Origin of the sequence: Acinetobacter sp. CIP 102129, from assembly GCF_000368305.1 — a bacterium.
GTDB classification, from domain to species: Bacteria; Pseudomonadota; Gammaproteobacteria; order Pseudomonadales; family Moraxellaceae; genus Acinetobacter; species Acinetobacter parvus.
This window is the reverse complement of record NZ_KB849340.1, coordinates 656,954-670,676: the sequence shown is the minus strand read 5'-3', so window position 1 is coordinate 670,676 and position 13,723 is coordinate 656,954. Positions and strand designations below refer to the sequence as shown.

The 13,723-nt window shown below is 42.3% G+C and carries 13 protein-coding genes and 2 pseudogenes; 9 read left to right on the top strand and 6 right to left on the bottom strand.

The window, feature by feature from the left end; all coding sequences use genetic code 11:
- Nucleotides 1–148 precede the first annotated feature (148 nt).
- The 5 genes and pseudogenes from F973_RS14615 to F973_RS07290 all read left to right on the top strand — a co-directional run.
- Nucleotides 149–322, top strand: coding sequence for a type II toxin-antitoxin system Phd/YefM family antitoxin (locus F973_RS14615; protein WP_004760929.1), 174 nt, complete (start codon nt 149–151; stop codon nt 320–322).
- Between the two features lie 92 nt (nt 323–414).
- On the top strand, nt 415–849 hold the full coding sequence (locus F973_RS07305; RefSeq protein WP_004755961.1) for a type II toxin-antitoxin system VapC family toxin: 435 nt from the start codon (nt 415–417) through the stop codon (nt 847–849).
- A 237-nt stretch (nt 850–1,086) separates the two neighbouring features.
- Nucleotides 1,087–2,274 carry an ammonium transporter gene (locus F973_RS07300; protein ID WP_004760928.1) on the top strand — a complete coding sequence of 396 codons (1,188 nt, stop codon included), beginning with the start codon at nt 1,087–1,089 and terminating at the stop codon, nt 2,272–2,274.
- 406 nt (nt 2,275–2,680) lie between these two features.
- Entirely contained in the window at nt 2,681–3,397 is a 717-nt protein-coding gene (locus F973_RS07295; RefSeq protein ID WP_004760927.1) for a phosphatase PAP2 family protein, read from the top strand.
- A 52-nt stretch (nt 3,398–3,449) separates the two neighbouring features.
- A pseudogene (locus F973_RS07290) lies at nt 3,450–3,836 on the top strand (serine/threonine protein kinase); the annotation flags it as partial.
- 12 nt (nt 3,837–3,848) lie between these two features.
- Here F973_RS07290 and F973_RS07285 read toward each other — a convergent pair.
- The 5 genes from F973_RS07285 to F973_RS07265 form a co-directional block, all read right to left on the bottom strand.
- A complete protein-coding gene (locus tag F973_RS07285; RefSeq protein WP_004755965.1) occupies nt 3,849–5,186 on the bottom strand; it encodes an ATP-binding protein in 1,338 nt (445 codons plus the stop codon).
- 6 nt (nt 5,187–5,192) lie between these two features.
- The gene (locus F973_RS07280; RefSeq protein WP_004681554.1) at nt 5,193–5,870 is read right to left on the bottom strand and encodes a DNA-binding response regulator PmrA; all 678 of its coding nucleotides are present in this window, start codon (nt 5,868–5,870) and stop codon (nt 5,193–5,195) included.
- A 21-nt stretch (nt 5,871–5,891) separates the two neighbouring features.
- Nucleotides 5,892–7,532 (bottom strand): phosphoethanolamine transferase, encoded by a 1,641-nt coding sequence (locus F973_RS07275; protein WP_004760923.1) that lies wholly within the window; start codon nt 7,530–7,532, stop codon nt 5,892–5,894.
- A gap of 123 nt (nt 7,533–7,655) precedes the next feature.
- Nucleotides 7,656–8,783, bottom strand: coding sequence for a porin (locus tag F973_RS07270; RefSeq protein ID WP_004760922.1), 1,128 nt, complete (start codon nt 8,781–8,783; stop codon nt 7,656–7,658).
- A gap of 347 nt (nt 8,784–9,130) precedes the next feature.
- Nucleotides 9,131–10,378, bottom strand: a complete 1,248-nt coding sequence (locus tag F973_RS07265; RefSeq protein WP_004760920.1) for an MFS transporter — start codon at nt 10,376–10,378, stop codon at nt 9,131–9,133.
- A gap of 242 nt (nt 10,379–10,620) precedes the next feature.
- On the opposite strand from F973_RS07265, the pseudogene F973_RS07260 reads away from it, so the two are divergent.
- The 4 genes and pseudogenes from F973_RS07260 to F973_RS07245 form a co-directional block, all read left to right on the top strand.
- Nucleotides 10,621–10,845 (top strand): annotated as a pseudogene (locus F973_RS07260) (acyltransferase); the annotation flags it as partial.
- 62 nt (nt 10,846–10,907) lie between these two features.
- Nucleotides 10,908–11,825, top strand: coding sequence for a patatin-like phospholipase family protein (locus F973_RS07255; protein ID WP_004760917.1), 918 nt, complete (start codon nt 10,908–10,910; stop codon nt 11,823–11,825).
- A 182-nt stretch (nt 11,826–12,007) separates the two neighbouring features.
- Nucleotides 12,008–12,475, top strand: coding sequence for an NfeD family protein (locus tag F973_RS07250; protein WP_004675003.1), 468 nt, complete (start codon nt 12,008–12,010; stop codon nt 12,473–12,475).
- A gap of 16 nt (nt 12,476–12,491) precedes the next feature.
- Nucleotides 12,492–13,343, top strand: coding sequence for an SPFH domain-containing protein (locus tag F973_RS07245; RefSeq protein ID WP_004675007.1), 852 nt, complete (start codon nt 12,492–12,494; stop codon nt 13,341–13,343).
- Nucleotides 13,344–13,428: 85 nt separating this feature from the next.
- Here the strand turns inward: F973_RS07245 and F973_RS07240 are convergent, their stop codons facing one another.
- The gene (locus F973_RS07240; protein WP_004681563.1) at nt 13,429–13,716 is read right to left on the bottom strand and encodes a DUF3817 domain-containing protein; all 288 of its coding nucleotides are present in this window, start codon (nt 13,714–13,716) and stop codon (nt 13,429–13,431) included.
- Between the last annotated feature and the right edge of the window lie 7 nt (nt 13,717–13,723).

Below are 13,723 nucleotides of genomic sequence, written 5' to 3'. Positions count from 1 at the left end.
CATCCCACTCAGCTTTTTCATATACTTTAAACGTTCTTTTTTCCCACTTCAACTGCGGCTTTAAATCAGTACAATCGGCATCTTATACTTACTAGACTCGCCTTACAAAATGTACAATTAAAATGTACATCTAAATAGGACAAATAATATGAACAACATTCCATTTAGCCAAGTCCGAGCCAATCTTGCGCAACTGATACAACAAAGCAAACAAGGTCAACCGATTTTTATTTCACAACGAGGGCAAACCTCTGCGGTGCTCTTATCTTTCAATGACTATCAAAAATTAGGTCATCATCCACAAAGTCTTATGCAGGCATGATCAGCATGGCATCAACAACATATACAAGATTTACAAAATGAGACTGATGATTTTCAGCCTGAACGCTCACAAGAACAGGGGCGAAATTTTTCATGGTAAATTCTACCCTATCTCATATTAGTTATCTCCTAGATACCAACATCATTTCTGAATTGATCAAGCCACAACCCAATCAGCATGTCATTTCGCAATTTCAACTGTATCAACATGAAATTGCAATTCCGAGCTTAGTTTGGAATGAACTTCGGTTTGGTTGGCTTAAAATGCCTCAAGGGCAAGGTAAAGAAATGATTGGTTCTTTTTTACATGACATTGTCAGTCTGATTCCCATTCTTTCTTATCATGAATCTGCTGCCAAAATTCATGCTGAAATTCGCTTAGAAGCACAACAAAATGGGCTTAATATTCCCTTTGCAGATGGACAGATTGCAGCAATCGCAATGGCTCAAGGCTTAGCTTTAATCACTCGTAATAGCAAAGACTTTCAAAATATTTCAGGTTTAAGGTTGGTCAATTGGTTTAGATAACCCGATTTTTTCCATATTCAGCAACAATTTTGTGCTCTTTTTAAGCAAATCGCACCACTTTTCACCAAAATTACAATTTAAATTCTAAATTGGTGCGTTTTTTGCATTATAAAATTCATCAAATTGAGTTGTTTCACGACAACTTGAGTTTTTAGATTTACTAAATCTATTTTGGTGCAAAAAACGAATCAAATATTTGTATCAAAACCGAATTTAGCACTTTTTTTGAGCACTACTATGCAAAACGTAGATCTATTTTTCTTACTGCTCGGTGCAGTACTGGTATTGGCAATGCATGCTGGCTTTGCATTTTTGGAACTGGGTACAGTACGCCATAAAAACCAGGTCAATGCGCTCAGCAAAATCTTAACTGATTTTGCCATTTCAGCTATTGCCTATTTCTTTGTGGGCTACTGGATTGCATACGGACAGAATTTTTTCCATGCGGGCACTACCTTGGCTGCCGATCATGGCTACAACCTGATGCGCTGTTTCTTCCTGCTCACCTTTGCCGCCGCCATTCCAGCGATTATCTCTGGTGGTATTGCTGAACGTGCCAAAATGCGCTCCCAGGCCATTGCCACGCTGATTCTGGTCGCACTGATCTATCCGTTCTTTGAGGGCATGATCTGGAATGGCAATTATGGCTTGCAGGGTTGGCTGGAAAAAACCTTTGGTGCAGGGTTCCATGACTTTGCAGGCTCAGTCGTTGTACATGCCATGGGTGGATGGATTGCATTGGCAGCGGTAATCCTGCTGGGTGCTCGAAATGGTCGCTATAAGAATGATGGTCGTGTCAGTGCCCATCCACCATCATCAATTCCATTCCTTGCTTTAGGCTCATGGATTCTGATTATAGGCTGGTTTGGCTTTAACGTGATGAGTGCGCAACGGGTGGAGGCCATCTCTGGTTTGGTGGCAATCAACTCACTGATGGCAATGGTTGGCGGTACATTGGCTGCAAACTTTATGGGTAAAAATGACCCTGGTTTCCTACACAATGGTCCATTGGCAGGTTTGGTCGCAATCTGTGCGGGTTCGGATATTGTGCATCCTATTGGTGCATTATTCATTGGTGGCGTTGCGGGTGCCCTGTTTGTTTACCTGTTCACTTATACGCAAAACAAGCTCAAGGTGGATGATGTACTGGGGGTATGGCCTTTACACGGTGTCTGTGGTGCATTTGGTGGCATCACTGCGGGTATTTTTGGTCAGCAGGCTTTAGGTGGTTTGGGTGGTGTGTCCATCATTTCCCAAATCATTGGTACAGGCTTAGGTATTATCATTGCGCTGATTGGTGGTTTTGTCGTGTATGGCATCTTAAAGGCGACTTTGGGTATACGTCTTTCTCAGGAAGATGAATATCGCGGTGCAGACCTTTCCATTCACAAAATTTCGGCAAATTCTGAAGAATCCATGTTTTGATGTGGTTTGAAGATTAGTGAGTACCCCTGAAATTTCCCTTGTATGTGCAGACCTCACTACAAGGGAATAATTTTAAACATAAAAAATATATTTCAAACATACATTTTAAATGTATTAGCTCGCTCCACATTTATTTTATAAATTTGTATTACCTTATAATATGAATAATATTTTTATTATAATAACTGATGTTACGCACCTAGCCTATATGTTGTAAATTTTCAAAAATTCAACCACAACATATTGTGGTGAAAGTGCCCAAAAATACACTTACTGAGTAACATCAGATAATAATAAGAATTATCATTCAAATAAATTTAATTTTTCTTTAAGTTTTGGTTAATTTTATATTAAGTTCCATCATTTTAAATCCCAGTCCAATCTGCGCCATTATTATTTATTCATTATGTTAATGAAATCCCCTTTTCTCTTATGGAACAGTTGCCTACTTATTCTCAGCGGGTTGGTATTGATTTTTGTATTTCCAGTCGCTGGACAGATTGATTTATCTCTTATTCAACCTTGGGTGGATAGCACAGGACATTTCCAATTAAAGGGCGACTGGTATTTAGCCATCCTAAGTCATACTTATGTGAAGAAAATCCTGACAATGGTCTACATCATCTTTTTTGTACTTTGGTGTTCATCATTTAAGGTTGAGAAACTGAAAGCAAGACGTTGGCAATATGGCTATATGTTCTGGGTCAGTATGCTGTGTACCTGTACTGTCGGTTTGCTGAAAGCCCAATCAGCCCATGCCTGCCCTTGGAATATGACCCAGCAAACCGCAACGGGTTTTGTCTGGGATTTCTCCGCAACTGTGGGGCATTGTTTCCCAGGAGGTCATGCCAGTACAGGCTTTGCATTGGTCACGGGTTATTTCTGCTACCGTTTGCGTGAAAGAAACCGTGCATGGTTTTATTTATTTGCTGGTTTAACACTGGGTTTTGCGATGGGTTGGGCACAGATGATGCGGGGCGCACACTTCCTCAGCCATAATCTCTGGACAGGCTGGATTTGTCTAACCATTAACTTTGTTCTATATGCGGTCACTGCAAAATACCACGTATCGCTCCCCGACCGTAATTCCGTACCGCAAGCACAGCTTGATGTGGTAAAGTGAACACCTACTACAAGTAAGTGTTTATAAACATCAGGATGTTTTTTGCTGCCTTATGTCTGACTTTCAAACTTTTTTAAAATCTTCTTTAACCACACAACAGAATTCGATTGAGGCCTATGAACTGAATATAGGCAAGGTCTGGCTTAAAAAGGCTTCCGAGCGTCATGGTTTATAGCTCTACACCCCTCTGAAATGGCTGGCAAAAATATTCAACCTCGGTGCAATCATGCCTGTTCCCAACCGAGGGGGATCAATCGCAATTCAGTGTGAATTCAAGCGGATTCAGCAACTCAGGGAATTAGGGGTTTCTACGCCAAATGTGTTGGCAGTTTCGGAAAAAGGCATTTTATTACAAGACATTGGAATACAGCATCAAAGCCAGATTCAGCAACTGGATCAAGCGCTTGCCCGCCGCAAAGAACACGCTGAAAAGGCATTCGCATAGTTTTCTCTATGCATGATGCTCCAGTTTTTTAGGAAGTTTTACCAGCACAGATAAACCGCCTAAATCCATACTTCTTGATAAAGTGAGTGTGCCACCCAAACGCTGCGTGGCCTTATCCACAATTGAAAGTCCAAGACCGCTGCCCACTTCCAGATGATGATGCACACGGTAAAAACGCTTCAAAACCTTGTCGTATTGGTCTGGATCAATGCCCTGCCCGCTGTCATCAATCTGCACGTAGGCAAAGCCATCGGTATCATCATAAACCGAAATATTGATGATGCCCTGATTCGGAGTGTACTTGATCGCATTATCAATCAGGTTAAAGATAATCGAGTGAACGGTTGGCTCAAGGCTTTGCATTTCAATCAGGTCATTACGCTCAAAGCCCAGATCAATTTCTTTCTCCATTGCCAGATTGACCAGTTGCTCCACGCAGTTCAGTGCCACATCATTCAGGCAAAACCTGGTATTGTGTTCAATCAGGCTTAATCCAACATCCTGTTTCGCCAAGGCCAGCAACTGTGTTACCAAGTGCTGAATACGCGCCAGCCCCTTGCTGAGGTTTTGCAAAGCCTCATGTTCAGGAAACTGGCTAATCAGAATCTTGGTTTGCAGGTTCAAGGCGGTGACAGGCGTCCTGAGTTCGTGTGCCGCATCGGCAATAAACTGTTTCTGTTCGGTCTGTGCGTGCTGGATCCGTTCAAATAAACGGTTCATTTCCTCAATGGTTGGAATCAACTCCTGCGGATATTCGTCACTATCAATTGGTGCCAATCCCTCAGACCCTCGTTGGGTCAGCTCAGTTTTAAAGTCTTCCAGTGGTTTTAGGCTTAAACTGATAATAAAGGCCAGTACAATGATCGCAAATGGCAACATCAGGATATAGGGAATAAACATGCTGCCCGCTAGTTCCCAGGCAAAGCTTTGACGTACCTTTTCCTGCTGGCTAATCTGGATTTGATAGTCTTTTAAGGGAAATACATAAACCCGCCATGTGCCCTGCACAGTATTTTGGGTATAAAAACCCGCCTGTTTTACAGGGGGAACCAGTAAATGGGTTGGGTGCCAAAGGTGGCTTTGATCTTTATATGCCCAAATATCAACCAGTAAATCCTCTTCATGGTAACTGCGGTGCAGTTCTATTTTGCTGGCAATCTTTATGATCGGTTCAACGGCGGAGCGTTCAGCCATATACTGCATCTGGGTATCCAGAATTTCATTGACCTCATGCAGGGCAATTTTATAGGCGGTAAAAATCAGCAAGCATCCAAGTAGAAGACTAAAGACAGATGTTCCCCAAATCAGTCTTTTTTTCAGTGAATATTGCTTCATTTTTTTCATAAATAATCAGGGTTGTCCCAGTCTATAACCTAGCCCACGAATGGTTCGAATAAAGTCTTTGCCAAGCTTGGCACGCAAATGATGGACATACACCTCAATGGTATTGCTTGTCACTTCACTATCAAAGTCATAGAGCTTGTCTTCAAGGTTGGCTTTGGAGAAGATTTTATTCGGATGGGTCACCATTGGAATCAGGATGGCCCATTCACGGTTGGACAATTCAATTTGCTGTCCTTTAAAAGTCGCCAAATGCTGTTCCACATCCAGCGTCAACTCGCCACTTTTAAGTAACTGTGACTGATTTTTCAGTAAGGCGGTTTCGGCATTTCCTCGACGCAATAGTGCATTGATACGGGCAAGCAACTCATCAAACTCATAAGGCTTAACCAGATAATCATCCGCGCCGTGATTCAGTCCATCCACCCGATTCTGCAACTGATCCCGTGCAGAGATAATCAGAACAGGAATTGAGGTGCGCTGGCGGATTTGTCTCAGAATTTGCATGCCATCCATAAGCGGTAAACCCAGGTCCAATAAAACCAAGTCAAACGCCTGTTTGGTCAATAATGCCAAGCCATCGACCCCATTATTCACCCCCTCCACTTCAAACTGATGATAGCGCAGTAGCGTCATGGTTGACTCTGCGATCATAAAATCATCTTCTATCATCAAAATTTTGGTCATGACTTCACCACACCTTATGGATTAGGGACATGCTGCCAGCATATCGTTATTCGGGTCGATCACCTTGCTTTTCACATCAAGCAGGCTCAGCATGGTCGGGAACAGGTTATCCTGACTCAACTCCTGCCTGCCCTGCTGTGCCAAACACTTGATCTGTTGTTTTGCCTGATGTTGCCAGACAGTGGAGAACCACATCAACATCGGGATATGGGTCTGTTGCGTTGGTGCAATCGCATAAGGCGCACCATGCAAATACATACCACTTTCACCTGTGGACTCTCCATGATCAGATAAATACCACAAAGCACTTTGATATTTCGTTGTATTTTTTAATGTTTCAATCAGGGTGTCCAAAACATAATCGGTATAGAGCAAGGTATTGTCATAACTGTTCAGCAATGCATCTCTGCTACAGCCCTGAATGGCGTTGGTGTCACAGGTCGGCTTGAACACCTTGAATTGTGCGGGAACACGTTTATAGTAGGCTGGCCCGTGACTGCCCATTTGATGCAGTACAATCAAACGTGGACGATTGTCATCTTGCGGAATTGTGGCTAAATAGGCCTTAAAGCTATCAATCAGAATATCGTCAAAACATTCCTTGTCCTTGCACCATTTCTGCTGGAGCGGTTCAGGAATCTTGAATTGATTGACACGGTCACAGGTGCCTTTGCAGCCTGAATTATTATCAATCCAGGTCACTTGATAGCCTGCACGTTGTGCAATATCCAGTAATCCCTCACGGTGGCTAGCCAAACGTTCCTCATACTCTTTACGTGGCATACCTGAAAACATACAGGGAACCGAAACTGCGGTTGCTGTACCACATGAACTGACCCGCGAGAAGTTTAAAATATCCTGCTGTGCCAGTTTTGGGGTGGTATTTTTGCCATAACCATTTAAGGAGAAGTTTTCAGCACGTGCTGTCTCACCTACGACCAGAACCATCAGCTTGGGTAAAGATGAATCTTGTGCTTTTTTCATCACCGCATCTTCACCATACACGACTAGCGGTAAATTCTCTTTCGGCGCTTTCTTCTTATAATATGAAGCAAAGGAAGCAATCATGTTCTGCGGCGAAATCATGCCTTTCAGGTCACGGTTTTCACGAAAGATTGCAGCAAAATCAACATAGAAAACAAATAATAGCCCTAACACCATCGCCAGAGAGACAACAGAAGCAATGACCTTGTGCAATAGCTGGCGAATGATGGGTTCAGGTTTGATTTTCATCATGAGAATTACAATAATTGGCAGTACTATCATTCCCAAAGTCCATGTCAGCAAATGCCATGACCAGGTATCACGCGCTTCCGCAATATCAGTCTGCATCAAGTTCTGAATTTGGTCAGATGTAATCAGCACACCCAAGGTATTCACTGCATAAGCGGAAAAACCGCCAATAAATACCAGTGCAATCGCCAGAGGTTTTGCTGTCCATTTCCAGTTAAAAAGCTGGAAAATAAAGTTATAGGCGGCAACCACAATAATGATTGAAGCGACAACAAATAATCCTGCCTTTACACCATTATATGGTGTCAGCATGCGTATTTTTTCAAAAAAGGCAATATTTAAAAATACACCCAACCAAATTGCCAACAATAGATTAAATACAATTAAAGAAATGGGTTTTATCTTTAATTGTTGAAAAAATGTCATCATTACAGTCTAAACATCAATATCCTGCTTCCTTTTTAATATAAAAATACAAACTTAAAAATGACTTAAATAGAAAAAGACGATCAAGTGATCGTCTTTTTGTTAAAATGATAATGATATTAATTCTTAGAACTTAAATTCCAGACCTAAACCAGCAACAGGCTGTTTATCCTTTTTACTGGCCTGTTCAAGCGTTAAGTAACCTGCATAGCCATAAGTCTTTACCTGCTTGTTAAATGCATAGTCAACGCCACCAATGATCTGTTTGGCCTCAAAGTCAGCCGTGATGTCCTTAAAGCTGGTGGTGTTCTGGCTGTACTGACCTTTCACTGTCCAGTTCTTTGCCTGTGGAATGGTGTATTCCACACCAAGCAACCAGCCCTTGGCATCATCAATCTTGTCTGCGCCTGCGGTATTGCCAGCCACATTCTCGACCTCAGAGCTTTGGAACAGTGCTTTCAGCGCCAAACCATTCACTGGGTTAACACGGCCGATCACACGCACTGTATTGGCTGCTGCAACTAAAGAACCGCCTGCCACAGCCTTATCTGATGCATTTAAGAAGCCACGCCCCAGAAATGAGCTTGGAATGGCTTTATCATAAGCAACACCAGCAACCAATAACGGACTTTCAAAGCTTGCTGACGCTGACCATGCATCACCTAAACCACGGCCTGCTGTTTTAACAACACCTGATTTACTGGTATCAATTCCTGTTGCTTCGCCTGTTGCCTCGCCTGTTGCCAGCAATGCGTTTACCTTGACTGCACCATTTAGGGCAGGCACTTTAACCGCTGGAGACTCATAAACCACCGCGTTACTGACACGTGTTTCACCACCAAAAATTCCACCAATGTCGGCCTTATTGGCAACATAGTTGTTAAAAGTATCAACGACACTAGAAAGTTGCTTCAATGGCGTATCATGTACACCAATTTTCACTGTACCTAACTGGGCATCTTTCAAACCGACAAAACGGTTACGCTGTGACCAGTCTGTGCTGTCACCATCTGCGCTGAAGCCCCATTCGATGGCATACACGGCACTTAAGCGTTCTGTAAGTTTTTCATCACCCTTAACACCAATAAATGAACTGTTTGAACTAATTTCCCAAACATCCTTGTTGGCCTTGGTTGCATTTTTTTCTGGTAGATAGTCAACACTGGCATCAATTTCACCGTAAATGGTCGGTGCTGCAAATGTTGTGGTTGCAAGTAAACTAAGCACTGCTGCTGTTACAATTTTGATTTTCATTGTGTACGTCCTAGCTAAATTTGTAACAAATCCTACACATTAACTTTATATGACAAAACGATTAAAATCTTATTAATTTATTCAATTTTCGACTAAAGTTTAATTTTTAGACACTCTTTCATTACCATTTAACTCGATTTTCCTTATCTCATCATCCAGATTATTATTTTAACTATCAATCAATTAAGAAAATAAATTTATTTTCTATTTCAATAAAAACACCTTTATTCATAAAACAACTATTTTTTATAAATTACTTCAGTTTTCCATATAAAACATGACTTCAGCACATAAAACCTATTTCAATCGTAGGCCATTTTAGAAAAAATTGTAATAAAACTATATTTTCATCTTGCATTATTTTTCCAAAGGAATATCGGCCATAAACAGAAAATGGCAACCCCACAAATCATGGCTAAATAACGGTAATATCCGAGTACATCCCCTACGATTCCACTGATCAGATACAGCAAACCACTCACTGTCGCCATGACTGACACCTGAAAGGTAAAGTCTGTTCCAGCAAATGGCTTACGGCTATATTGCATAACCAAGGTCAACATCACCACCAACAGCATCGCGGAACAGGCATCTTCAAATGCGTTCACGGCATATAGCCATAACGGTGCAACCTGAACCTGCTGGTCATATGCATATGCAACAACGGCATAAGCGACCAGACTCAGAATTTTCAACAGGGAAAATATGATCAGGCACTGTGCCCGAGAAAAATATTTCAGCAGCACAACTGCACAAGCTGCCCCGATCAGTGCAGCGATGGCACCAAACATGGTGATAAACACGCCAATTTGGGTGAAACTCAATCCCATATCCACCATAAGCGGCTTTAATAATGGCCCTGCCAAACCATCCGCGACCTTGAAGCTGATCAAGACCATTAACCAGCTTTTAAGCGCTTTGGATGAGCTAAAATAATTCAGGTAATTCCTGATGGCCTGTATGAATGAGGGAGCAACCTGTGGATCATCAACGCTTGGCCTTGAATGAAGCGGTTCCCGATAAAATAAAACAGGTAATGTGTTCAGGAAAACCAGTACCGCCAACACAAGAAATGTTGCCTGCCAATGTAGCCAGTCCAGCCCCCAGAGTACCGCTCCACCACCGACAATAAAGCCCAGACGGGAACCGATCACCTGAAAGGTATTGCCCCAATGTTGCTGATCACTTTTAAGCAGGTTCACAGCAAGACCATCTGTGGCAATATCCTGAGTTGCTCCCGTAAGGTTCATGAGCAGCAATAGCACAAAAAAAATGATCAAATAGCTGGGTTGGTCCAGAGACTGAATGGGAAAAAAAGACAAAATGACCAGAATAAACACACTACATAATTGAGTGGGGACAATCCAGCTACGATAATGCCCCAAACGTGACAAGGCATAACGATCCACATAGGCCGCCCAAAAAATCTTGATTGACCACGGCATCATCAACAACCCAAAGCCACCAATATGTGCCAGAGATACCCCCTGCGCCCTTAAAATCACGGGTAAGGCGTGGGTCATAAAGCCAACGGGAAGTCCCTGTGCCCAATATAGGGAAAACAATAAAATGTAAATCTGTCTGAGACTAGGCACTTTTTCAGTTTCCCTTGGCAAGCTATGGCGAAGCCCAGAGTATCCAATCCTTTCAGTGTCATGGCAATAAAATCTTACTTTTTGCCAATGCAGGCACTGTCATGAGGATTTAAGATAATAGGAATTGTTCTTGACCTATCTTCGCTTATGCCACAAGATTTTCCAGATTTACCGCCCTTAGTTCCGCAACGTGGCAGAGCGTATAGTCGTGCATTGTGCAGAAAACTTTTCATTGGTCAGGGATGAAAAGTGGCTTTTATCATATTGCCCATGCCGCTGGCTTACCGATTGTGATATTTTCTTTCGATTATGAGCACAAGACCATCTATAGTCTGGGCGCATTCACCACGACAGGACACTATCAGCAAGACCTTGAGAAAATTATGAAATGTTATGAGGGCCATTTCTCACCAAAGAATCCACACTGGCTGGCTGAACCCTTACAAAAACTTGTGAAAAAAAACTAGAAAATTAAGGGCAAATCTGCTCTGATGTGCCCATCTTTTTGTACACTTTATCTGCATTTAATATGAAAATTGCTCGACTGTCTTGCCTGGCATTAGTTAGCCTGGCTTTATTTGGTTGTGATCAGACTGCAAAAAAAACACCTCCCACAACAGCAATCAAGGCCCGTGAACCTGTGATCGCACTGGCGTTGGGTGGTGGTGGTGCTAAGGGCTTTGCTCATATTGGTGTGATCAAGGTGCTGGAATCACATGGGATTAAGGCCAAGATTGTGACAGGCACCAGTGCAGGCAGCTTTGTGGGCAGTATCTATGCAAGCGGTCAAACACCTTATCAAATGCAAAACCTTGCCCTAAAGCTGCAAGAGTCTGATCTGCGTGATTTAACCCTCAACAGTCAGGGCATTATTTTAGGTCAGAAACTACAGAACTATGTCAATGCTCAGGTGGGCAATAAACCGATTGAAAAGTTCCCAATCCGTTTTGCTGCGGTTGCAACCCGTTTAGACAATGGCAAAAAGGCTGAATTTATTAAGGGCAATGCAGGTCAGGCAGTACGTGCATCCTGTAGTATTCCGAACGTTTTTGTACCCACTGTGATTGGCAATACCAAATATGTCGATGGAGGTCTGGTCAGCCCAATTCCAGTAAAAACAGCAAAGGATATGGGTGCTGATATTGTGATTGCGGTGGATATTTCAGCCCGTCCAACGGGTGACAAACCATTGAGTATGTGGGGATTGCTCGACCAGACCATTAATATTATGGGACAGCAAAGTATTAATGGGGAGTTGAATCAGGCAAACGTCGTGATTCAGCCTAAAGTTGGTCATCTTGGTGTGCTTGATCTTAAATCAAGTAATGAAGCGATTTTAGAGGGTGAAAGAGCGGCTCAGGGTAAAATCGTTGCCATTCAAAAAGCCATTACTGATTTTAAGAAGTCCCCTGCTGCATTACAGCCAGCGCCTCGGGTCAAATTCTAAAAAAACAATATAAGGGGTGGTGTGCATTTCAAAAATGCTTGCTCTATGAGTAAGCTTTCCAGCTCGCATCCCCCCCATTCTAAAAAAACAATCTTTTTATATTCATAAAGATAATCATCTGCTAGAGTGGAGAAAGTGAATATTTTTTCACCTCCACTCAGTTTAATGATGCGAGCAAATCTATGGAGTTTGTAGTTGAACCTTGGCACTGGTTCGTATTAGGGATTTTACTGATTCTTTCAGAGTTGATTTTGCCTGCTTTTGCCGCATTATGGTTTGGCATAGCAGCAGTCATGGTATGTATTTTACTGTGGCTTTTCCCAATGATGGGCTTTACCACCCAAGTGGTGACCTGGGGAATTTTATCTATTTTATGTACGATACTCTGGTTCAAGTTTATCAAGCCACTCTCGACTGATAAAACCAAGGCAGGATTACCACGGGAAGCCACGATTGGACAAGTGGGTATGGTCATCCGTACTGGGCTTGACCATGATCAGATCATTGTACGCTTTCCAATGCCTGTTTTGGGCTCAGATGAATGGAATTGCCGAACCACAACGGCTGTTCAAGTCGGTGACCGTGTTCGGGTCGTTGATATTCTAGGTAATGATTTAGTGGTCCAACCACATAGTAGTAATATTTCATAACAAAGAGGGTTTTGATATGTCTGCTGGAGCGATTATTGTTTTAGCTCTTTTGGTCTTTATTGGTATAACCATTTTTAAAGGGGTTCGTATTGTTCCCCAGGGTTATAAATGGATTGTACAACGTTTAGGTAAATATCATACTACGTTGAGTCCTGGCCTGAATTTTGTCATTCCATATGTTGATGAAGTGGCTTATAAAATCACCACCAAGGATATTGTGCTGGATATTCCTTCACAGGAAGTGATTACACGCGACAATGCGGTCTTGGTGATGAATGCAGTTGCCTATATCAACCTGACCACACCTGAAAAAGCGGTGTATGGCATTGAAAACTATACATGGGCAATTCAAAACCTTGTTCAAACTTCACTACGTTCCATCGTGGGTGAAATGGACTTGGACGATGCGTTGTCTTCCCGTGACCATATCAAAGCGAAATTAAAAGCCGCGATTTCTGATGATATTTCAGACTGGGGAATCACGCTCAAAACCGTTGAGATTCAGGATATTCAACCTTCACATACCATGCAGGCTGCAATGGAAGAACAAGCGGCAGCAGAGCGTCAACGTCGTGCTGCTGTAACCAAAGCAGATGGTGAAAAACAGGCAGCTATTTTAAGTGCAGAAGGCCGTCTGGAAGCATCCCGTCGTGATGCAGAAGCGCAAGTGGTACTTGCTGAAGCCTCACAACGTGCCATTGAAATGGTCACCAGTGCTGTGGGAGATAAAGAAATTCCTGTTGCCTACCTATTGGGTGAACAATATGTGAAAGCCATGCAGGATTTATCCAAATCAAGTAATTCAAAAACTGTGGTACTCCCTGCTGATGTACTGAATGCAATTCGTGGGATTATGGGTAAGCATTAATTTTTAGTTATAAAAAAACGTACTATCTCTAAAGATGGTGCGTTTTTTTATTGAGCAAATACCATCTAACCTGTGTAGTTGATATTTATTGCTCAGCTAATTTCTTAATTTTACGATCAAAAATAAAAGGGCCAAAAGGTAGGATCGCAGCAATCAACCCCATGTTAAAAATACTCAGTGACCATTTCATACGGTGACAAACAACCAGCAAGACCGCTAAAAACAACAAGAACAGTACTCCATGTCCCATACCAATGTATTTGACAAAAACAGGATTATCCCAAATATATTTAATCGGCATCGCAACACCAAGCAATAACAGGAAACTGATTCCCTCAAGCGTACCCACGAAACGTAAAGTTTTAATATTCATTATGATG

What these genes read in the sequence shown, in the direction of transcription:
- F973_RS14615 (WP_004760929.1), top strand. Translation starts at nt 149, where the DNA reads ATGAACAACATTCCATTTAGCCAAGTCCGAGCCAATCTTGCGCAACTG.
- F973_RS07305 (WP_004755961.1), top strand. Translation starts at nt 415, where the DNA reads ATGGTAAATTCTACCCTATCTCATATTAGTTATCTCCTAGATACCAAC.
- F973_RS07300 (WP_004760928.1), top strand. Translation starts at nt 1,087, where the DNA reads ATGCAAAACGTAGATCTATTTTTCTTACTGCTCGGTGCAGTACTGGTA.
- F973_RS07295 (WP_004760927.1), top strand. Translation starts at nt 2,681, where the DNA reads ATGTTAATGAAATCCCCTTTTCTCTTATGGAACAGTTGCCTACTTATT.
- F973_RS07285 (WP_004755965.1), bottom strand. Translation starts at nt 5,186, where the DNA reads ATGAAAAAAATGAAGCAATATTCACTGAAAAAAAGACTGATTTGGGGA.
- F973_RS07280 (WP_004681554.1), bottom strand. Translation starts at nt 5,870, where the DNA reads ATGACCAAAATTTTGATGATAGAAGATGATTTTATGATCGCAGAGTCA.
- F973_RS07275 (WP_004760923.1), bottom strand. Translation starts at nt 7,532, where the DNA reads ATGATGACATTTTTTCAACAATTAAAGATAAAACCCATTTCTTTAATT.
- F973_RS07270 (WP_004760922.1), bottom strand. Translation starts at nt 8,783, where the DNA reads ATGAAAATCAAAATTGTAACAGCAGCAGTGCTTAGTTTACTTGCAACC.
- F973_RS07255 (WP_004760917.1), top strand. Translation starts at nt 10,908, where the DNA reads ATGAAAATTGCTCGACTGTCTTGCCTGGCATTAGTTAGCCTGGCTTTA.
- F973_RS07250 (WP_004675003.1), top strand. Translation starts at nt 12,008, where the DNA reads ATGGAGTTTGTAGTTGAACCTTGGCACTGGTTCGTATTAGGGATTTTA.
- F973_RS07245 (WP_004675007.1), top strand. Translation starts at nt 12,492, where the DNA reads ATGTCTGCTGGAGCGATTATTGTTTTAGCTCTTTTGGTCTTTATTGGT.
- F973_RS07240 (WP_004681563.1), bottom strand. Translation starts at nt 13,716, where the DNA reads ATGAATATTAAAACTTTACGTTTCGTGGGTACGCTTGAGGGAATCAGT.